Genomic DNA, 19,925 nt, shown 5'->3' with positions numbered 1-19,925 from the left:
CGGGCGCTGGCGCCCGCTCCTCTTTTCGTTATTTCGCCGCGTTGATGTAAAGGAGACCTTCAGCACGTTCGACAGTTTTATTGCCATAATCATCGGTTGCCGTTACTTGAACAGCCGCTCCATTTGCCGTTACATTCTTCGTGGCTGTGTAGTAGCCGACGTAATGGCCTGGAGATGTTTCGCGCATTGGCAATTCGATGGCATTGGCAGATTGTCTTGTATTCGTAAGCGGAAGGAGGATAGAGAAAGTAGCGTCAAGTCCTTCTTCACTATCAAATTCCACTTTAACTGATTCTCCGCTTTCAAGCTCTTTATCCTCATTAGGCATCAAGTTCTCAAATGTTGGAGCCGTGTATTTCACATCAATTGTGACGGTTTTCTTAATGCTGTTGCCTGCCTTGTCTTTCGCTTGAACCGTGATTTGGTTGCTGCCTTCATCAAGGATGATACGCTTGCTGAAGGTTCCATCCTTCACTGTGGCTGTTTGGCCATTAACCTTGACCCAGTCAAGATTCTCGTCGGCAACTGTACCTGTCACGGTGACGGTTTCTTTATTATATTTTGAGCCATTTTCAGGTGAAGTGATCTCAAGCTCAGGTTTTGCCTGATCGAGAATGACGGTAACTGGCTCCGATTCATCGGTTGAACCAACATCCGTTGTTGCTTTGGCTGTCAGTTCATTCGCCCCATCCTCAAGCTCTACTTCTGCGCTGAAAACTCCGCTCGCATTCGTTTCAGTTTCAGTAGCCTCTTCGCCATTGTTATACAGCTCAATAGTTGTATCAGGGGAGGAGGTACCTTCGACTGTGACTTTATCCTTGTTTGTATAAGAACCATCAGCAGGAGAGGTAATCACCGGTACTTGCAGTTCATAATTGACTGTAGCGCGGATCATATAGTTTCCTTCTGCTTCAGGCGCTTTGGACCAGGCACCGCCTACATATTGCCAGCTTCGGCCTGCATTTGGTCCATCTTCATCTGTGCCAAGTCCTGGAGTGTTTGGATTTGGCGAGGTTTGCGTGTACAGGATGTAGAAGTCACCCTCAACCATGATACCATGCTCTGTAAGGTCAACATGTGTCCAAGTGCCGTCACGAAGCGCTGTATGGCTGAATGGACCGGCAAGTTTGTTGCCAGGGGCGCCATCTGTACCGCTTGCATCATAAACGGATACATCAAATGCGGTGCCTCCAGGAACTGGCCAAGTGGTATCCCAGAAACGGAGGAGGGCGCCTGTTACCATGGCTTGTTCTTCCCCTTCTTTCAAGGACATCTTCACAGCCCAGCCGTTTCCGGCATCATAGAAGGCTCTTGCATTTTCCGCTGTACCATCATCATAGCCGATTTCTCCGGCATATCCGATGAATGGGCGCAAGTCAATGTTCACTGTTGCTGGTTCTCCTTCTTCAATCGTGACGGTTGTTTGCGTGCTGTAATAGGAAGGAGCAGTAATTTTCAGTGTATAGGTTCCTTCATAAGCCGTTAGTGTATATTCTCCGTCCTCATTCGTGGTAACCGGAGTGATGGCAGCATCTTCAACTACATAGATGGTGGCACCTTCGACTGGTTCACCCGTGCTGCTATTAGTAACCACGCCGCTGACGGTTCCTTGTGGTGTCTCTTCGAGGGTAAAGTTGGCTATTGCCGTACCTTCATCCTCAACATTCACGGTTTGTGAACGTGATTGATAACCGTATGCTTCAGCTCTTACTGTATATTCGCCTGTGGCATGCGTAAGTTCATAGGAGCGGTAGAAAGTCTTGTTCCATATAATGTAAAAAGTGGAAACTGAAGTAAAATGAGCAATCTGACATGCTGGATGGTGAATCATACATGAAGAAGGTGCAAAAAGAGAGCTTAGGATGAGAACAAACGAATTAGGAAGCAAGCAAAATATTAATCGTTGGCTGAAAATGTGAGTAAGAAAGACTCAGTTAGGATTGAAAGTCCTTGTTCTTAACAGCAAACAGTAATTGGCGTATATGACAAAGTTCGCAACCGAATGATGGATAAACTAACGCTGTGAAGTAAAAATTATGAGAAGGAGCAAAAACAACTGGGAGGTATATATGAATCATTATTTAGAGCAGGCACAAGCCATGAAAGAAGAGATAATCAAATACAGGAGGGATATTCACCAAAATCCAGAGGTTGGTGATCATCTCCCGCAAACGACAAAATACGTGATGGACCGGTTACGAGAATTTGGCTATGACCCACAGGAGATATGTGATAGCGGAATTGTTGCTTTAGCAGGTAAAAAGGATGGAGGAAAGACATTTTTACTGCGCGCGGACATGGATGCTCTCCCGATTACCGAGGAGACGGATTATTCCTTTAAAGCTACAAATGGAAGGATGCATGCATGCGGCCATGATGTCCATACGGCCATGCTGTTAGGGGCCGCAAAGCTGTTAAAAGAGAACGAAAATGAGCTTGAAGGAACGGTAAAGATTATTTTCCAGCCAAATGAAGAAGGGTTCAAAGGAGCCAAACGAATGATTCAATCAGGTGTGCTTGAAAATCCAAAGGTGGATGCAGCCATGGCCTTGCACGTTCATTCGGGAACACCTACCAATACAGTGCTCTACGGCCATGGGACAAGCATTGCAGGCTGCACCATTTTCCGGATTACCGTAAAGGGGGTAGGGTGTCACGGAGCGATGCCAGAAACAGGTGTGGATCCTATCAATATTGCTTCCCATATTTATCTCGCAACGCATGAAATTATGGCAAGAGAGATAGCCGCGACTCAATCTGTCGTCATTACAGTTGGCAAATTTCAGGCTGGCAGCACACATAATGTGATACCGGATCAGGCGGTATTAGAGGGAACGATTCGCTTCCTGGACGTGGAGCTTGGGGACTTTATTTATAAAAGACTAGAGGATATTGTTACGACAACCGCAAAGATGTTCAGAGGGGAAGCTGCGATTGAAGTGGTAGCCGCTGTTCCACCATTGAAAAATGATGATGCACTTGCTGATCAATTGTCCTCCTATGTGAAGGAGGTCGTCGGTGAAAAAGCCGTTATTTCCTTTGAAGGCGGGGGAATGGGCTCTGAGGATTTTGCTTCATATGGATATAAGGTCCCAAGTGTCTATTTTTTATTGGGAGCAGGTACAAAGGAAGAAGATTCTCATTATGGATATCCGATGCATCATCCTCAGGTAGAATTCAATGAGGCTATCTTGCCAACGGGCGCAGCCATGCATGCCCATTCTGCGACAATGTGGCTGAAATCCAATCAAGGTTCCTGAAACAATTTATAAGTGAAAAACGTATATATATAGTAGAGAAAGTGACAAAAGAAAGTGATGGGAGAGAGTGAGATGGCTGAAAAATATATCTCCATCGTCGGGGTAGGCCACTATTTTGGTCCGGAGATTTTTAAAGTCGGACAAAGGATTATCCTCAGAAAAGATCATGATAACAAGCAGGATGATGAAGCCATCCAAGCTGAGCTTGAGACCATTGGCAAGGTAGGCTATGTCGCCAATAATTATCAGACGGTTGCCAAAGGCACACAGAGCGCAGGGAGAATCTATGACACCTTCGATGAGGAATGCGCAGGTGAAGTCGCCTTTATTGTGAAAGATACTATTATCGTGAAAGTATTGCCGGAGGAAAAAGTGACAGGTGCTGAATAAAAGAAAGGGAGGCTGACTATATTATCAGCCTCCTTTTTTCATCAAGAGGTTTGTTTCACAAGCTTTTTCTTTAATTGGGCCAGCTGCTGCATAAGCATCTCATATTCCGCAAAATCAATTTGGCAATGGCCAATCATAGTCTCAATCTTTGAGGAGATTAGCGGTTTTTGGTCCTTCGCTTTTCTCTCCAGGGAGATGAACACTTTGCGCTCGTCTAAGCTCGAGCGCTCTCTTCTTAGCCATCCGCTCGCTTCCATCCGTGAAATCATCGGAGTCAACGTGCCTGTACCAAGGTTCAGCTGTTCACCAAGGTCCTTCATCGTGACGTGATCCTTTTCCCATAAGCTCAGCAGCACTAAGTATTGGGGGTAGGTTAGGTCAAATTCCTTTAAGGCTTTGGAATACAGTTTCGTGAATTCCCCGGAGACCTCATAAAGAGAGAAGCATAATTGTTTCTGTAATGTTGAAAAATCTTTCATGTCATTCACCTGGTTTTTGTTTTCTCGAGGATGCTGCGAATATCTTCTTCAATCTTTTGTGGCTCAGTAGTCGGAGCATAGCGTTCGATAACCTCACCTTTTTCATTAATAAGGAATTTCGTGAAATTCCATTTAATTTGCTTTCCGAGCAGGCCTTTTTGCTGCTGGGTTAGGTAACGGAAGAGGGGGTCCGCTTCATCTCCATTGACCTTGATTTTCGCGAACATGGGAAAGCTGACCCCATAGTTCAGTTGGCAAAACTGTGTGGTCTCCTCAATATTGTCGTATTCTTGATTATTAAACTGATCACATGGAAATCCGAGGACCTCAAAACCGTCTTCATGATATTTCTCATACAATTCTTGCAGCCCTTTGAATTGGGGAGCCAAGCCGCATTTGCTGGCAGTGTTAACAATTAAAAGTGGTTTTCCTGCATACAAATCCAGTGGCTGCATCGATCCGTCTGTTTTCTTCACTTGGAAATCATAGACTGTTTTCATGCAAATCCTCCTATTAAATTATATCGTGTACGATTTAATTATACAAAATTTGGTTGTTACAAGCGAATAAAACGGTTTGATTGTTTCATTTCTATTCAAAAGAAGAGGCAGAAAACTGTGTGTTTTTTTGCCTCTTGTATATGACTTATCTGACTAGCTTCGCGAACCTCTTCTTTCCGATCTGGATAACATCGCCATTATTAATTGAATCATCCAGGCACTCAGTTGTCAGCTTTTCACCATTAAGGGAGACGCCGTTTTGTTTAACCAAGCGGATGAATTCGCTCTTGCTTTTGACCAGCTCATGCTTAATCAGGAGCGGGATAATATGGCTTATGGATTCCTGGGTATCTGTCAGCTGAATGCTTGGAACCTGGTCTGGCAGCTGTTTCTTGCGAAAGACGGTTTCGAAGTATTGCTTCGCGTTCCTCATTTCTTGCTCGCCATGGTAGAGGGTAGTGATAATTTCAGCAAGTTCGACTTTAATGTCACGAGGATTTTCGCCTTCCGCCAAGCGGAGCTTTATGGCCTCAATTTGTTTCGGAAGCTCATCAGTCGCTAATTCGAAGTATTTGATAATGAGTTCATCCGGGACCTCCATGATCTTCTTGAACATTACTTCTGGTGCTTCGTTGACCCCGATGTAATTTCCCAGGCTCTTGCTCATTTTCTCCTTGCCGTCTAATCCTTCTAAAAGCGGCATGAAGATGGCGATTTGTTTTTCCTGGCCGAAATGTTTTTGCAATGTCCGTCCCATGAGGATATTAAATGTCTGGTCTGTGCCGCCAAGTTCAATATCGGCGTTCAATTCAACGGAATCGTACGCCTGCATGAGCGGGTAGAAAAATTCATGGATGCCGATAGGTACTTGGTTTTGGTAGCGATTTTGAAAATCATCCCTTTCCAAAATGCGGGCAACAGATGTCGTCGCGGCTAATTTAATCACTTCTTCAAAGGTCAGTTTAGACAGCCATTTACTGTTAAATTGCACGCTTGTCATCTTTTCATCAAGCACCTTAAAAATTTGCTCGCAATATGTTTCCGCATTCTCCTTCACAACTTCATCACTGAGAGCGACACGGCCCTTTGCCTTCCCGGTCGGGTCACCAATTCGGCCGGTGAAATCGCCAATGAGGATAATGGCATGATGGCCTAAATCCTGCATTTGCTTGATTTTACGGAGCACGACGGCGTGCCCCAGATGAATGTCTGGAGCAGAGGGATCAAGGCCGAGCTTGATGACCAGCGGTTTCTGCTCCTTATAAGATTTCTCAAGCTTGGCGAGCAGCTCTGCTGTGTCGACAATGGTCTCTGCGCCTTTTTGGATGATTTCCAGTTGTTCCTCAGGTTTTAAAAACATACGAACATCTCCTTGTAATATTAATTGAATTAATATAGCAAGCTCTATAAGAGTAAAATAAAAACGCCCTCTAGGCTAAAAAGCCTAAAGGGCGTGTCTAAACGCGTTACCACCTTTATTCAAGAGCTGCTCACACAACTCTTCTCCATAGGTACGGCCAAAATGCGATACCCTTGCCATGATGACGGATGCTTTCCCCGGCGTAGCCTACTGTTCGTTCGGTACGCAGCTCCGAGATGTATTCACTCTAACTTTTCCTTGCGCCTCTCAGCAACCGGCTGCTTTCTGTAAGTTCCTTTTAGAGTTACTCGTTCTCTTCAACGCTTTTACTCTTATACTCCGATATGTAATAACAAATCTTCGTTATGCAGATATTAACAATAATTAAACCGCAGTGGGGAGGAAAAGTCAATTGAATTTTCTGTATTTTACGAAGAGATATTGGAGAGCTGCTATTGTGGTCTTTTTATAAGAATAACTCCATCTCTGAATCCTTGTCCTTAAAACCCATTTTCTTATATAGATGATAGCCATCTTGTGTTGAATGCAGCCAAATACGTCCTACACCTAGCATACGGCAATCTGAAATACATTTTTCTAATAAGGACCGAGCAATACCGTGTCCTCTATATTCTGGGAGGGTATACATATTCATTATGTAGGCTTCTAATCCACTGATATTTTCTCCTTGAGGAGGTCTCTCGAAAAAGACAAGACCGCTCATGGCTGCCATTTTGCCCTGAACCTCAGCTATCCAGGCAGAAAAACCGCCATTAGCTAATTTCTTCTTGAAATAATGCTGGTTTGCCTGAAAAACCTTAGAATGATTTTGACTATTTACATCGCCTCCTGCGGTAAGTAGTTCAATCCTTAACTCAGTCAGGGCATTAACATCATTCAGTCCGGCCTTTCTAATCAGCCATTCATTCATTTTAGCGCCTCTTTTCTTTATTACTTAGTAGCTTCTATGCACCAATGCATCCCTTTTTGATGGAGTTCGATTGGTTGAAACAAATGATTGGATAACCGTTTTTCAATCTCTTCTATATGGATTAAATGGAAGTCTTTCGTTCTTTCCATCTGTTCCATTTGGGATTTATCAGTGATAGATAAAAAGAGTTTTCCGCCTGATTTTAATACTCTATGAATTTCTGAAAGGCCTCGATCAATGTCAGTCCAAAAGTAAATAGTATGGACGGAGAAGACCGTATCAAAGGTGGATTCTTTATAAGGCAAGAACAGGACGTTTCCTTGCTGTAATTCCATAATCCCATCCTCAATAAATTTTTTATTTAGCTTTACTGCTTCCTTGATCATGTCCTCTGACAAATCTATTCCATATATCTTCCTGACTTTTTTGCTTGAGGCAATTCGATTTAAAGTAGCACCATTCCCGATGCCAACTTCTAAAAGCGCCTCATCAACGCCTGGGTCCAATAAATCTATAGTCCAGAGATTAATCTCATCATTGCCTTTTTGCATATACTTTCCTACCCATTTAGAAAGAGGGCCTTTAGGATGTTTTAGCTGATTGCCTAGCCATTGCTGGAACATGGTATCTCTCCTTGTAGAAATTGTTAAAATCCATTTAATAGATTCTCTTTTATATGCCATGTTTCCTGCTTCTAAGGGTTCCTTTCCCGGCGGTGATTGAGATATCAAGTAAAAAGACCGCCAAATATAAGCGGTCTTTCTCCATTTATTTATCGTAAATTGCGTGCCAGCTCCGTGAAGATGACCCCAAGGGCGTGAGCACCTGCATCGGGATGGCCGATGCTGCGGTCTCCAACCGTGCCAGCGCGTCCCATGCGGGCGACAATATCCTTCGTATCCTCGGCACCTTTCACTGCGGCCTCGGCACCTTTTTCAAAAGCAGTCTTGAAGTCTTCTTTTGCTGCAGCACAATCCATCCATGAATCGACACATGGAGCGAATGCATCGACAAGAGTTTTATCGCCAACGACTGCACCTCTTCCAAAGGAGCGCTCCCCGGTGGCCTGAATGCCCTTCAAGGCAGCCTGCAGCATATTGGCAAATTCCGCTACTGTTAATTGCTCCTTGCCAGCTGCCGCTTTGCCTGCCGCGCGGAAGGCTGAACCCCAGATTGGGCCAGATGCGCCGCCGCAATATTCCATAATGATGATGGAGCATGCATCTAAGAAGGATCCGATGGTTAAATCCTCTTGGTTAAGGATAGTGTTCCATTCGCGCTTAAGCTGCTTGAAGCCTTTGGCAACACTCATGCCGAAGTCACCATCACCAGCGTGTGAGTCCAGCTCACAGAATGGTACCTCGTTTTTGATGATTACCTCACTCATTTTGTCGATGAGGTAAATCATATTATCAAGATTTAGCGCATCAGCCTTTATTTTCGCGTGTTCCTCACTTGTCATTGCCTCAAAAGATACCAGTGTTTCATCAGAAGAATCATTGTCTTCTACGTAAACAACAGGTTCAACAGGACCATCCACTTTAAAGGCTGGGGCAGAACACTCGCTAGATAGCAAGCTCTTCAGTTCATCATCCAGTTTCATGAATGTAAGCGATGCGCCTGCCATATCAATGCTTGTCATATAGTTGCCGACAAAGGTGCGGTACACTTGGATATTGCGCTTATGCAATTCCCGAATGACAGAATGGTTGAGCAAGTATAGCTCCTGCAGAGGAGTTGCACCAAATCCGTTGACGAGAATGGCAAGCTCATCTGTGTCTCCGTCAATCCCTAAATCGCGCAAAAGGTCATTGGTCATTCTTTCAGCCAAGGCATCTGCTGAGATCATCTTATCTCTTTTGATTCCAGGTTCGCCGTGGATACCGACACCATATTCTATTTCATCTTCACCGAGTCTGAAGGTAGGGGTTCCTTTCGCGGGGACCGTGCAGGATGTAAGGGCAACCCCGATGCTTCGTACATTTTCGGCAGCTTTCTCGGCAACTTCCTTCACTTGCATAAGGTCTCTGCCTTCCTCTGCCGCCGCACCGGCAATCTTATGAACGAGAACGGTACCAGCCACACCGCGACGGCCAACAGAATAGAGGCTATCCTCTACAGCCATATCATCCGCCACTTTGACGTACTCCACCTGGATGCCATCCTCTTCAGCCAAGGCTGCTCCGTTTTTGAAATTCATCATGTCACCACTGTAATTCTTGATGATCATCAGTACGCCTTTTTGGCCGGCTGCTGCCTTAATTCCTTGGTATACCTGGATTTGGGAAGGTGAAGCAAAGACATCTCCGCAAATGGCTGCATCAAGCATGCCCTTGCCGACAAAGCCAGCATGGGCTGGTTCATGCCCGCTGCCCCCGCCGCTAATGAGGCTGACCTTATTTTCATTGATGGCTTTCTTCTTAATGATTTTATCCTTTTTGAGAAACTCCAGTTCTGGATGTGCCAAAACAAGTCCATAGCCCATTTCTGTGACAAGATTCTCAGGTTTGTTGATAATCTTCTTCATTTATTTCCGCCTCCTAATACATGATGCTAAATCCACAGATTTACTAGATTACCGTATACTTCCTATCATAGAATGAAAGCGTTTTATGGTAAACGGACAAAAACCTTCATTTGTCAAAATTGGTTTGTTTTATAATATTTTTGTATAATAAAAGGACTATACTAGCAGGGATGGTAGTCTATGACCGCATCGATTATTACGAAGAAGATTATTGCCAAGTCATTAAAGGATTTGATGGAGACCGAGTCCTTTCACAAGATTTCAGTCAGTGATATCATGATGAACTGCCAAATGCGAAGGCAGACATTTTATTATCATTTTCAGGATAAATATGAATTGCTAGGCTGGATTTATAAGGAAGAGACGAGGGAGAACATTACCGACTTTATAGGTTATGAAAAATGGGAAAATATTCTCGAACTGCTGCTTTCCTATTTCAGGCACAACCGGCTATTCTACCGCAATGCGTTCAAGGTGGTAGAACAGAATTCCTTTAATGAATATTTATTTGAGCATACGAAGAATTTGTCTCTCGAAATAATCAATAAACCGAAGATGAGAGAAGAGCTGCCTATGGGCGCTGAGGAGAAGGAGCTGCTAGCCTCCTTTTACAGCCATGGGTTTGTTGGGATGATACAGGATTGGATTGAACGAGATTGTGAGACAGATCAGGCGGTCATGTTGTCACTGTTGAAGAAGATGATGAAGGATATGCTCATACAGCGATGAGAGGGAGAAGCAATGAAGAAGATACTTAATGATGTGCTTGGAGCTGTGAAGGATATGCTGCAAGGCTTTTATTTTGAACATAAAGACAGGATTGGCTATGACCAAGAAAATGAAATTATCTACCGGAAGGACCTGGAGGAATTGAAAGAGGTCATCCTTATCAGTGGCGGGGGCAGCGGCCATGAGCCCGCTCATTTTGGTTATGTAGGGGAAGGGATGCTATCGATGGCGGTATGTGGTCATATCTTTGTGCCGCCAACGGCTGGACAAATTGAGGCCGCAATCCGAAAGGTTGATAAAAGTAAGGGCATTCTCCTTATTATCAAGAATTTTCAGGCGGATATTAACAGCTTCTTAATGGCAGAGACGAGGATGAAGGAAGAGGGATGGGAGGTCGACCATCTTATCGTCAATGATGACGTATCTGTCGAGGATGATAACTCCTTCGAGAAAAGAAGGAGGGGCGTGGCAGGTACGGTTCTCGTTCATAAAATCCTTGGCGCTGCTGCTATGGATGGGTACACATTGCAACAATTGAAGGAGCTGGGGGAAGTTGTCGTCAGCAATCTTCATACACTTGGGGTCGCTCTTTCACCGGCAAGTAATCCAGCGAGTAAGGAAACGGCGTTCACGCTAGGGGAGGATGAAGTATTCTATGGCATCGGTATTCATGGAGAGAGGGGATACCGAAAAGAGACCTTCCATTCCTCAGAGATGCTGGCGATTGAGCTGATGAATAAGCTCAAGAGTCATTATCGATGGAAGAGAGGGGATGCGTTTGCCGTGCTGGTGAATGGGTTAGGGGCAGTGCCCTTGATGGAACAATATGTCTTTGCCAATGACATTCGACGTCTCTGTGAGTTGGAGGGATTGAACATACGTTTCGTAAAGGTTGGAAGTCAGCTTACTTCCCTGGATATGAAAGGAATCTCATTGAGCTTGCTGAAAATAGAAGATTCCATGTGGGAAAGATGGTTGAAAAAGGATGTAAAAACAGCTGGATGGAAGTAAGCTAGCTTAAAGCTATTCAATTTGGCCTCTCTTTGCGGGAAATTAGTATACTAAAATAAATAAGAGAAAAGAAGTCAACGAGACGATATAAAGTTGTCGAGGGTTTCACTAAATAAGGAACGGTTAATTAACTTCTCATTTGCAAAAATGAGGAGTTTTTTGTCTATAAAATGCCTGTTTGCTTAAAAACGACGCATTATTGCATTAAGTCTTACGTTCTGTGATTTGAAACATTGCTTTATATAGATTAAGGGCAATTAGTGCAGCTGGTCCGTGAAAAAAGACGAGCTCCTGTTGGAGAGGAGGCTCGTCTTTGACTATGTAGCGGTGAGACTCTTATTCTACTATTTCGATTTGATTGTTCTCTGAGTCGAGAATCAAGCTTTCGTAATACCCGTCACCAGTTGTTCTAGGCCCACTTAAAACCGTGTATCCGTCTTGCTCGAGGCGGTTTGTCAGCTCATCCACCTTATTCTTGCTTCCGACACTGAAGGCTAGATGTGCATACCCGAGCTGAAACAGGCTTTTTTCGTTTTCCTTAGTGTCAGGCCTCTTCATGATCTCTAGCCGTACATCGCCTTCAAAGGATAAAAAGTAAGTCTCAAGGCCGGTATTTGGATTATGGTATTTCTTATTTTCTTTCGCTCCGAAATAACGCTTGTAGAATTCCTTCGCACGTTCTAAATCTTCCACAAATACAGCTGCATGATTGATTCTCATCGTTGATGCCTCCTCATGGGATTATAGTTTAATAGTATCATGAGGGAAGCTGGAAAGTGGAATCCTTTATTCATAAGAGAATCTTGAACTAGGTCTTCCTAATGCTGTCTGCTAATTAGGGACTTTTCATCAATCCGATATTGGTTCAGATTTTGTTTCATTTTCTTGTTGTGAGTTAAGTAGAATTCGAAGACTTCCTTTGATGTATAGGTTGGCGTGAAACCAAAAACTGTTTTTAGCTTGGTGTTATCTAGGACCGGGCGATAGCGAAGGAAGTTAACTTGCTCTTCACCATATTGGGTTAGGGACAAGCGTTTTAGAATGTACAGGGCACCCTTGACGATTGATGCGGGAATCCGGATGACTGGTTTGTGCAGAATATGGGCAAGGTCATCGATGGTTAGCTTGCCATCACCGGCTACATTGAAGATTCCGGTTACCTCACCAGTGACAGCTTTCTCGAGACAGCTTGCTACGTCCTCGTCCCAGACAAAAACGAACGGACTATCAGACCCCGAGATGCCAATCAACGCTTTCTTTTCGAATAGCGCGGTGATTTGGTTATTGACTGTCTCACCCAGAATCGTACCGATTCGAAAGATAACCTGCTCAAGCTCAGGATGGGCTTGGCGATATTCGGCTAATAACTGTTCAACGAGCCGCTTGTGATGCGAATAGGCAAACTCCTCGTTACCCCGGAGCACCTCATCTTCCTTAATCCATTCCGGATTGTCGGGATGATAACCATAGGCGGCACCGCTTGATGAGATGATTAAGCGTTTCACTCCGCTGTTGATGCATCCCTTTAGAATATTTTCCGTACCAAGCACATCGACAGAATACTCGAGTTCGCGATTGCTCTTTTTCCCGGGTGTGACGATGGAGGCTAGATGAACGACGGTATCTATCTGATAGTTGGCCATTACCTCGTGAACACGCTCTGAACGAATATCAAGCTGGACATAATCAACGTCGTCATCAAAGGAGGATCGGGGCCGCTCTTGTATATCGGTCGCAATGACGCGAATGGCCTCTCCATTTTTTAAGGCGCCAGATAAGCGGCGGACGAGGAGGCTTCCTAAATACCCCGCTGCACCTGTTATAAGGACATTCATGTTTTCACGCTCCCGACTGGATTTTGGGCGGTCTCCTGAAGGGGAGGCCTTCTTGACCAATAGGTGGCGATGGTAAGTCCGGAGATGATATGCCAAATCGCCCACCATGCAGCAACAATTGCCATCCCTCCTAAGCCATCAAAGAAATTGAAAATCAAGATGAGCCCCAGTCCGGAGTTTTGAATTCCGACCTCAATCGAGATGGCTCGCCGGTCCGCAACCGGGAGTCTCAGAAGAGAGGATGTCGTGTAACCAATCGTGATGGCCAGCAGATTATGGATGAAGACAATGATGGCCACCATGCCAATGAATTCAATGAAGTAGTTGAAGTTTGCCGCTAAAGATACAAGGACAAAGAGCAAGAAGAAGGCAATGGAGGCCTTTTTAGCCCATTTATTAATCTGCTGTGCTGTTGCCGGGTATTTATGCCTTATATACATGCCAACGGCGAGCGGCAATCCGAGCATCAGGAAAATCGTGATGAGCATGTCCTGTGGGCTGATGGTAAAGGACTTCAGCAGACTGTTGGTCGGTCCATATAAAGAACCCCAGAGCAATGTATTAAAGGGCGTCATGAAGATGGCAAGTACAGTTGATATGGCCGACATGCTGATGGATAGGGGGGTGTTTCCCTTCGCTAAGTACGTCAAGAAGTTAGACAGATTCCCACCAGGGCAGGCCGCAACCAGAAATAAACCGAGTGCTATGCTTGGTCTTGGCTGTATGATCAGAACGAGTAAATAAGTGAAGGCTGGGAGCAAGATAAATTGGCAAACTAGCCCGATGATGGCGGGCTTTGGCGTTTTCAAGCTCCGTTTGAAATCAGATGATTGTAAATCCAGAGCCACTCCAAACATTATGAAACCAATCAGGACGTTCATGATTGTCAGGGAGGCAGCATTGAAATTTAAGTGGATATCATCAATATTCATCTCATCTTCCCCTTGGTTCAGCGTGCATTTCTTTGAAATATTTCAAGCCAGGTGCCCACATATGTTTGACTGGGTCCACATCGACATGTATGACGGAACAAATTCCGCTGCGGATTGAGCGTTCAAGCGCCTCGCGGAAATCAGCAGGGTTATTGGCATATTCACCATGAGCACCCATGCTTTCAGCAAGCTTATGAAATTCAATATTCCCAAGGTCTGTATTAATGCTTTCCTCAGGACTGAGCGTTTTCTTCAGTAAGGTCTTGATCGGCTTCATGGCAATGTGCTGATTGATTTTCACCATTCCCCATTGGCGGTCGCACATGACAATGTAAATGACGTGGAGTCCATTACGCACGGCTGTCTCGATATCCTGTGGATGAAATCCCATTGCGCCATCGCCAATCACGCAGCAGACTGGCACATCTGGTCGTGCGGCCGCTGCCCCGAGCGCCTGGCCGACACCTGCCCCAAGCATGCCGAATTTAAAGGTGGAGACGACTGTTCCTGGATCTCTTACTTTGTAATAGAAATTTGTCCAAATAGCTGTATTTCCTCCATCAATGACGAGAGGGGATTCAGCAGGAAAGACCTCATTGCAAATAGAGGGGACATGTGCTGAATTCATAGGGGCTTCGAGGTCATTTAATTGCTCATCAAGCTTATTCCGATGCTTCTGTTTATCTTCGAGGTATTTGGATATAGTGGCTTCACGAGATAGGGCGGATAATTGATCTTTAAGTGGCAGAAGCCGTTCATAAAGCTTCTCTAAGAAGATTTTTACATCGGAATGAATAGCGACTGCAGCAGGCTTGTTGGCTCCGAGGATGGATGGGTCCAAGTCCACTTGAATCATCTGTTGGTTCGGGTTCCAATATGGGGCCTTTCCCCACCAGTCCGTTTCACCGAGCCTAGAACCAAGCACCAAAAGGACATCCGCCTCATTGCGGACCTTATTATTGGTTTGGATATGCACCATCGGCAGCATTAAGCGGTTATTCTCTGAGATGGCACCCCGTCCGGCCCAGCTGGTTGTAACCATAGATTGCAGTAATTCAGCGATTCTTTCAAGCTCGTTGAAGGCGCGAGCATGAATGACGCCGCTGCCCGCATGGATAATCGGGAATTTGGCCGAGAGCAGCAGTTCTACCGCTTTATCTAATTGCTGTTCGCTTGGTCCTGGCGGCTCGGTCACTCGGTATTGACTCGGCTCCCAGAATGAGAGGTCGCATTTCACTTTTGTGTTTAAGATGTTTTCCGGTATATCGAGATGGACCACCCCAGGCCGCCCCTCATAGCATTTCCTGATGGCGGTGCGGAGCATTTCAGGAATCCTTTCGAACGAAGGGACGGATTCGCTCCACTTCGCAAACTGGCCAATCACACCTGTCTGGTCGAAGCATTGGTAGGTACCCCCTCGGTCAGGATACATGATACCAGTGCGCCGTGCGCTTGTGATGACAAGTACACGGTTGCCTTCTGCTTGTTCAACGACCAATCCGGGAAGGATGTTCGCCACACCTGGTCCATTGCTGGCCATGCAGACGCCGAGTTTCCCAGTTAGACGGGCATAGGCACCAGCCATATGGGCAGCGCTCGTTTCATGGCGCGGAGATATCAATTCAATGCCATGGCTCTGCAAATTTGAATAAAACCCAAAATAAGTTCCGTCAATAATACCAAATACTTTCTCAACCGTCTCTAGGCCTAACATCTTGGCGATTACTTCGCCACCGCTCATTTCAGCCATAGTATTCCTCCTTGATATTCCTATTTTTTAGCGATGTATGAAATGGTTGTCCAATTCTTGATGTAATTGAAGGAAAATCTGCTCAATTTCCTCCTGCGTCGGGATTTTGCGATTTGTGTTAATGCCATTGCCGCTAAGACTCCGCTCAACTAAAACTGGTATGTTTACAAGATGGTCCTCGTCTGTTTGTATGTAGGCTCCGCCAGCCTCCCAAATATGAAAGCGCCGATTATATTGCTGGACGAGCATAAGAATTCGCTTAGCTAATGATGCCTTGCTTGCGTTCGGACTATGTCCCAGCGCAATGGCAATTTCTGCATAACGTTCCTCCGCTTCGATGAGACTGAATTCAATAACAAGAGGGTGCAAAAGTGCGACGCTTAAGCCGTGTGGCATTTTATAGATAGCTCCCAAGGCTCGTCCTGTTGCATGAGCTAAATTCGTTGATGAGTTGGAGAAGGCTATTCCAGCGTACAAGCTTCCGAGAAGCATTTCATCATAGGCTTGCTGATCAATTGTTCTAGAATAAGCATCTGGAAGGGCATTGGTGATTTTCTTGATAGCTTCAAGAGCATAGAAGTCTGTGAAATCATTGGCTTTTGTAGATACATAGGCTTCAATAGCGTGTGTTAGTGCATCTAAACCTGTGTAGGCAGTAATGGCTGGAGGTAATTTCTTGGTCCAATAGGAATCTAGTATGGCCACATCTGGAACAAAGGCTGGGTGAGAGGGGTTATGCTTAATGCCTGTCTCATTATCCGTGATGACCATTACTTTTGTGGCCTCCGATCCTGAACCTGCTGTGGATGGAATGGCAATCAAGGGAAGGCGTTCGAGATCAGGGTTTTCATGAATTGTATGCAAGGTATCATTCGGATTGGCAGCAAAGACGGAAACAGCTTTAGCACGATCGATTACACTTCCGCCGCCAATGGCAGCAATCCCATCGCAATATTCTGTCCGTGCTGTATAGACGGCCCTCATAACCTGTTCAATAGTCGGCTCCCCTTTATCGCAAACATAGAGATGAAACGAAATTTGCTCTTTTTCAAGCGATGGGAAGAGATATTTTTCCGCATCCTTGAAAAGCTTGTCAGAAATCATGATAAAGGCTTTCTTGATTTCTAGGCTGCGAATTGCCTCTGTTAACTGTAAGCTGCTATTTCCGCCAGTCATGATGACAGCCGGTTTTAGTATAGATTCGATAGCAATCACTCCTCATTAATTTTGTATCCGCTTACATTATGCCGTTTTGTGTGGATATGAAAGCTGTATGTATCTGGTTTATAGGTGCCTGTATAATACTCTAGCACCTGCCCAAAGGAATTCATGCTTGTTCGTTCAACAAACAAAGCATTGGTTCCACAAGGAATATGGAGCTGGTTTGAATCATAATTGGAGACCGGTTTACAGGAAATAATCTGTTCAGCTTGATAAAAATCAAGTCCAAGCTCCTGTTCAAGCAAGTCATAAATGACGGCTTGATTTAAGTCGTATTCAAGCAGTTTGTCTCCGATGTCTTTAGTATAGTAATGTCTTTCTACGGCAATTGGCATCCCGTTAGCTGTACGTAACCGGGTGATTAAATGAAAGGGGCGAGCCAGCAGAATATTACCTGGCTTATCAGGCTCATTGATAAGCTCAGTAAAGAGCAGTTTCGACCCTGGTGACATCCCCGTTCTTTTGATAGTGTCCGTCAGACTATGCAAGGTATTGAGTGAATCCTGTATATTCCTCCTGGATATATAGGTTCCTTTACCGTGAATTTTTTCGAGAATGCCTTCATGTACTAGATGAATGACGGCCTCTCGGATCGTTGATCTGCTTACAGAAAAGCGGTTCATCAATTCCCGCTCGCTTGGAATCTTGTCAGTATATAGGTTAGCGCTGATTTCTTGCTTCAGTATCTCTCTAATTTGAGTGTGAAGAGGGAGGGGATTATTTACGCTAACGATTGGCATCACCACCTATTCCTGATTACTCATCCTAACGTCCGTACCAGTAAGGATGGGCGTTCAAAATTTTTATTCTTCTGCTTAAAGAACATTATAGTTAGCATGAAGGGGAAAAGCAATAATTTTTCAGAATATTCAAATGAATGTGTTCGAATAGGTTAACAACATTCGCTGCATACCAGATCAGTAAGAATCCTATTTGCGTTTGTTCCTTTATCCTTTTCCTTATAATTACAGTATACTATTTAAGAGGAAGTATAGGGGATGGGAGGGATGGTTTTGCGAGAGCTAGGAAGCAGTCTCTATATATGGCTGGAATGGATTACGAGATTTGCCTACTTGCATTTATTATGGGTTCTATTTACTCTGGCAGGTGCTGTGATACTCGGGATATATCCCTCTACAACAGCGGCGTTCGCCATTATGAGAAAATGGCTCCATGGCGAGTCTGATTTGCCAGTATTCAAGACGTTCTGGATTAATTTTAGAAGGGATTTTTGGAAGAGTAATCATTTAGGACTTTATATAACTATTATTTTGTTCGTCATTTTGGTTGATCTATTTTACATAACCAGCATGGCGGAGAGCTCCTTCAGCTGGATGTCTGTTCCGCTGCTTGCAGGCATGCTTTTTTTCTCTTTCTTGCTGCTGTATATCTTTCCCGTGTTTGTCCAATTTGACCAATCAGTCCTTATGACGATTAGAACGGCTTTTCTTCTCATGCTCATTAGCCCGATTCAAATTTTTGTGCTGATGATCTGTTTGTTGGCAATTACCGTCATAGCCTGGTTCTTCCCGGCAATCGGATTTATCTTTGGAATCAGCTTATATGCCTTTGTTTCCGTATGGGTGGCCGGTTATTCCTTTAAGCGGCTATCGTAGAAACTTTTGTAGTATAAAAATTCATGCGAATCTTACTCATAAAGAGGAAGGATTGAAGTTGAGTGGGAAGCATGGAATATAAAAGCTAATGGAGGAAACAGAAAAATAAAGTTTCATAAAATCAGCTTGATTACATTTGTGGGATTGTTATTTTCCATTAGAATATTATCAATGTTCCTTGTGTGTTAAAGTTATATTATATAGAAACTTTATGTAGGTGGTTGAGTTGAAAAAGGTAATTAGTATTGTCGCAGTTTTAGTTTTTATATTATCTTTGTCAAGCTGTGGAAAGTCAGCTAGGGTTGCAAGTCCTAGAGATATAGAGTTTCTTACCGGAACTGAAGCTTGGTATTATTATAATCCTATAACATACGAGAATGAGAAAATGTCATTCACTGAAGATTTTGGTTTTTACTGGGGTTGTGAGTGTGGTGAGCCTATAGGTGATTCAGACCTGTATGAAGTGTTCGATTATGATAACGATAAAAAGAAACTTAGGTTATATAATAACTATGATAACAGTACTAAAACTATAGAAGTTATCAGTTATAATGACTACCATCTAATGTTAAAGATAGACGGGGTAGTTAAAGATTTTGTACCATATAGTTGTAGTTTTGATTTTGATTATGACAAGGAATACATCAAAGATTATAGTAGTTATGTAACAACTATGGAAGTACAGGGTCTTGGTTTAGTTGTAGGACCTTTTAATTATGATGGTGATGTAGGGTATCCTGATGAAGCATTCGATACTTATATGATGAGTGAAGATATAGAGTTTTATGATTATTCTTACGAAAGCATTAATGGTAAGGTCAATACTAAGTACAAAAAGCTAAGCATGGCAGAGGGATTGGATGCATTTGAGTCATCATCAGCCTTTATCTGGTTTAACAAGAATATGGAAATAAGTAAGGTAATGTATTATGGTTCTTTAATAGTAGAAGAATAAATTTAAAATATGTAAAAGCATCCGAATGGGTGCTTTTTTCTTATTTATTAGGCTCTGTTAAAGTTTAGTGTTGATATCTTAGCACCGTTGATTTTCGTTACAGGTGGCTGACTCCTGCGGGACCAGCGGACAGGGGGAGACCCCACAGACGCTGAAAGCGTCGAGGAGGCTCCCCGACCGCCCCGCGGAAAGCAGCTTCCTGTAACGAAAATCAACATTTATATTTAACAGAGCCATTTATTAAAAAAGGATTTAAGAGAATTTACTAAAATCAGTCAAAATTTTGAGGGGAATATATTCTTTTTTTGAGCAAAAGGTATTAACAAACAGGGGCACTAGTTAAAATGATGAAAAAACCGGCTCAATCAAAAATCCTGAGCCGGTTTTTGTTAATAATGCGACAGAAAAACTCTAGTCTAGTTATCTATC

The 19,925-nt window shown here is 43.9% G+C and carries 19 protein-coding genes and 1 other annotated feature; of the genes, 6 read left to right on the top strand and 13 right to left on the bottom strand.

Going from position 1 to position 19,925, the window contains the following annotated elements:
• Positions 1 to 28: 28 nt before the first annotated feature.
• The gene (locus CYL18_RS12925; protein ID WP_104849954.1) at positions 29 to 1,831 is read right to left on the bottom strand and encodes a carboxypeptidase regulatory-like domain-containing protein; all 1,803 of its coding nucleotides are present in this window, start codon (positions 1,829 to 1,831) and stop codon (positions 29 to 31) included.
• Positions 1,832 to 2,069: 238 nt separating this feature from the next.
• On the opposite strand from CYL18_RS12925, the gene CYL18_RS12920 reads away from it, so the two are divergent.
• The gene (locus CYL18_RS12920; protein ID WP_104849931.1) at positions 2,070 to 3,260 is read left to right on the top strand and encodes a M20 metallopeptidase family protein; all 1,191 of its coding nucleotides are present in this window, start codon (positions 2,070 to 2,072) and stop codon (positions 3,258 to 3,260) included.
• 72 nt (positions 3,261 to 3,332) lie between these two features.
• Positions 3,333 to 3,650, top strand: a complete 318-nt coding sequence (locus tag CYL18_RS12915) for a DNA-binding protein (protein WP_104849930.1) — start codon at positions 3,333 to 3,335, stop codon at positions 3,648 to 3,650.
• Positions 3,651 to 3,691: 41 nt separating this feature from the next.
• On the opposite strand, the gene CYL18_RS12910 is transcribed toward CYL18_RS12915, so the two are convergent.
• From CYL18_RS12910 to dhaK, 6 genes are all read right to left on the bottom strand, one after another.
• A complete protein-coding gene (locus CYL18_RS12910; RefSeq protein WP_104849929.1) occupies positions 3,692 to 4,129 on the bottom strand; it encodes a MarR family winged helix-turn-helix transcriptional regulator in 438 nt (145 codons plus the stop codon).
• Between the two features lie 5 nt (positions 4,130 to 4,134).
• Complete coding sequence (locus CYL18_RS12905; protein WP_104849928.1) at positions 4,135 to 4,629, bottom strand: glutathione peroxidase; 495 nt, start codon at positions 4,627 to 4,629, stop codon at positions 4,135 to 4,137.
• 145 nt (positions 4,630 to 4,774) lie between these two features.
• Positions 4,775 to 5,989 (bottom strand): tyrosine--tRNA ligase, encoded by a 1,215-nt coding sequence (gene tyrS, locus CYL18_RS12900; protein ID WP_104849927.1) that lies wholly within the window; start codon positions 5,987 to 5,989, stop codon positions 4,775 to 4,777.
• Between the two features lie 84 nt (positions 5,990 to 6,073).
• Positions 6,074 to 6,319, bottom strand: a binding site (T-box leader).
• Between the two features lie 136 nt (positions 6,320 to 6,455).
• Complete coding sequence (locus tag CYL18_RS12895; protein ID WP_104849926.1) at positions 6,456 to 6,920, bottom strand: GNAT family N-acetyltransferase; 465 nt, start codon at positions 6,918 to 6,920, stop codon at positions 6,456 to 6,458.
• 20 nt (positions 6,921 to 6,940) lie between these two features.
• Positions 6,941 to 7,603 carry a class I SAM-dependent methyltransferase gene (locus tag CYL18_RS12890; RefSeq protein ID WP_146102846.1) on the bottom strand — a complete coding sequence of 221 codons (663 nt, stop codon included), beginning with the start codon at positions 7,601 to 7,603 and terminating at the stop codon, positions 6,941 to 6,943.
• Between the two features lie 89 nt (positions 7,604 to 7,692).
• Positions 7,693 to 9,447, bottom strand: coding sequence for a dihydroxyacetone kinase subunit DhaK (gene dhaK / locus CYL18_RS12885; protein WP_104849924.1), 1,755 nt, complete (start codon positions 9,445 to 9,447; stop codon positions 7,693 to 7,695).
• Between the two features lie 180 nt (positions 9,448 to 9,627).
• Between dhaK and dhaS the strand changes: the two genes are divergently transcribed.
• Both dhaS and dhaQ read left to right on the top strand, forming a co-directional pair.
• Complete coding sequence (dhaS, locus tag CYL18_RS12880) at positions 9,628 to 10,176, top strand: dihydroxyacetone kinase transcriptional activator DhaS (protein ID WP_104849923.1); 549 nt, start codon at positions 9,628 to 9,630, stop codon at positions 10,174 to 10,176.
• A 12-nt stretch (positions 10,177 to 10,188) separates the two neighbouring features.
• Positions 10,189 to 11,187 (top strand): DhaKLM operon coactivator DhaQ, encoded by a 999-nt coding sequence (gene dhaQ / locus CYL18_RS12875; protein ID WP_104849922.1) that lies wholly within the window; start codon positions 10,189 to 10,191, stop codon positions 11,185 to 11,187.
• 336 nt (positions 11,188 to 11,523) lie between these two features.
• Here dhaQ and CYL18_RS12870 read toward each other — a convergent pair whose 3' ends face one another.
• The 6 genes from CYL18_RS12870 to CYL18_RS12845 form a co-directional block, all read right to left on the bottom strand.
• On the bottom strand, positions 11,524 to 11,907 hold the full coding sequence (locus CYL18_RS12870) for a VOC family protein (RefSeq protein WP_104849921.1): 384 nt from the start codon (positions 11,905 to 11,907) through the stop codon (positions 11,524 to 11,526).
• A 98-nt stretch (positions 11,908 to 12,005) separates the two neighbouring features.
• A complete protein-coding gene (locus tag CYL18_RS12865; protein WP_104849920.1) occupies positions 12,006 to 13,022 on the bottom strand; it encodes an SDR family oxidoreductase in 1,017 nt (338 codons plus the stop codon).
• Entirely contained in the window at positions 13,019 to 13,954 is a 936-nt protein-coding gene (locus tag CYL18_RS12860) for a bile acid:sodium symporter family protein (RefSeq protein WP_104849919.1), read from the bottom strand. Before CYL18_RS12860 ends, CYL18_RS12865 begins: the two co-directional genes overlap by 4 nt.
• Position 13,955: 1 nt before the next feature.
• On the bottom strand, positions 13,956 to 15,704 hold the full coding sequence (locus tag CYL18_RS12855; protein WP_104849918.1) for a thiamine pyrophosphate-binding protein: 1,749 nt from the start codon (positions 15,702 to 15,704) through the stop codon (positions 13,956 to 13,958).
• Between the two features lie 27 nt (positions 15,705 to 15,731).
• Positions 15,732 to 16,919 (bottom strand): iron-containing alcohol dehydrogenase, encoded by a 1,188-nt coding sequence (locus tag CYL18_RS12850; RefSeq protein ID WP_104849917.1) that lies wholly within the window; start codon positions 16,917 to 16,919, stop codon positions 15,732 to 15,734.
• A complete protein-coding gene (locus CYL18_RS12845; protein ID WP_236636452.1) occupies positions 16,916 to 17,665 on the bottom strand; it encodes a GntR family transcriptional regulator in 750 nt (249 codons plus the stop codon). Before CYL18_RS12845 ends, CYL18_RS12850 begins: the two co-directional genes overlap by 4 nt.
• A gap of 258 nt (positions 17,666 to 17,923) precedes the next feature.
• Between CYL18_RS12845 and CYL18_RS12840 the strand changes: the two genes are divergently transcribed.
• A complete protein-coding gene (locus tag CYL18_RS12840; protein ID WP_104849916.1) occupies positions 17,924 to 18,541 on the top strand; it encodes a YesL family protein in 618 nt (205 codons plus the stop codon).
• 226 nt (positions 18,542 to 18,767) lie between these two features.
• On the top strand, positions 18,768 to 19,496 hold the full coding sequence (locus CYL18_RS12835; protein ID WP_104849915.1) for a hypothetical protein: 729 nt from the start codon (positions 18,768 to 18,770) through the stop codon (positions 19,494 to 19,496).
• Positions 19,497 to 19,925: the final 429 nt, after the last annotated feature.

The sequence above is a fragment of the Pradoshia eiseniae genome, assembly GCF_002946355.1.
In the GTDB taxonomy this organism is placed as follows: Bacteria; Bacillota; Bacilli; order Bacillales; family Pradoshiaceae; genus Pradoshia; species Pradoshia eiseniae.
The sequence above is the reverse complement of the archived record's forward strand: the minus strand, read 5'-3'. Positions and strand labels throughout refer to the sequence as shown.

Bases quoted from the DNA above. Each gene is read 5' to 3' on its own strand.
- CYL18_RS12840 (WP_104849916.1), top strand. From the start codon at position 17,924: ATGGGAGGGATGGTTTTGCGAGAGCTAGGAAGCAGTCTCTATATATGG.
- CYL18_RS12925 (WP_104849954.1), bottom strand. From the start codon at position 1,831: ATGATTCACCATCCAGCATGTCAGATTGCTCATTTTACTTCAGTTTCC.
- CYL18_RS12915 (WP_104849930.1), top strand. From the start codon at position 3,333: ATGGCTGAAAAATATATCTCCATCGTCGGGGTAGGCCACTATTTTGGT.
- dhaK (WP_104849924.1), bottom strand. From the start codon at position 9,447: ATGAAGAAGATTATCAACAAACCTGAGAATCTTGTCACAGAAATGGGC.
- dhaS (WP_104849923.1), top strand. From the start codon at position 9,628: ATGACCGCATCGATTATTACGAAGAAGATTATTGCCAAGTCATTAAAG.
- CYL18_RS12865 (WP_104849920.1), bottom strand. From the start codon at position 13,022: ATGAATGTCCTTATAACAGGTGCAGCGGGGTATTTAGGAAGCCTCCTC.
- dhaQ (WP_104849922.1), top strand. From the start codon at position 10,189: ATGAAGAAGATACTTAATGATGTGCTTGGAGCTGTGAAGGATATGCTG.
- CYL18_RS12860 (WP_104849919.1), bottom strand. From the start codon at position 13,954: ATGAATATTGATGATATCCACTTAAATTTCAATGCTGCCTCCCTGACA.
- CYL18_RS12890 (WP_146102846.1), bottom strand. From the start codon at position 7,603: ATGGCATATAAAAGAGAATCTATTAAATGGATTTTAACAATTTCTACA.
- CYL18_RS12920 (WP_104849931.1), top strand. From the start codon at position 2,070: ATGAATCATTATTTAGAGCAGGCACAAGCCATGAAAGAAGAGATAATC.
- CYL18_RS12870 (WP_104849921.1), bottom strand. From the start codon at position 11,907: ATGAGAATCAATCATGCAGCTGTATTTGTGGAAGATTTAGAACGTGCG.
- CYL18_RS12905 (WP_104849928.1), bottom strand. From the start codon at position 4,629: ATGAAAACAGTCTATGATTTCCAAGTGAAGAAAACAGACGGATCGATG.
- tyrS (WP_104849927.1), bottom strand. From the start codon at position 5,989: ATGTTTTTAAAACCTGAGGAACAACTGGAAATCATCCAAAAAGGCGCA.
- CYL18_RS12910 (WP_104849929.1), bottom strand. From the start codon at position 4,129: ATGAAAGATTTTTCAACATTACAGAAACAATTATGCTTCTCTCTTTAT.
- CYL18_RS12855 (WP_104849918.1), bottom strand. From the start codon at position 15,704: ATGGCTGAAATGAGCGGTGGCGAAGTAATCGCCAAGATGTTAGGCCTA.
- CYL18_RS12895 (WP_104849926.1), bottom strand. From the start codon at position 6,920: ATGAATGAATGGCTGATTAGAAAGGCCGGACTGAATGATGTTAATGCC.
- CYL18_RS12845 (WP_236636452.1), bottom strand. From the start codon at position 17,665: ATGCCAATCGTTAGCGTAAATAATCCCCTCCCTCTTCACACTCAAATT.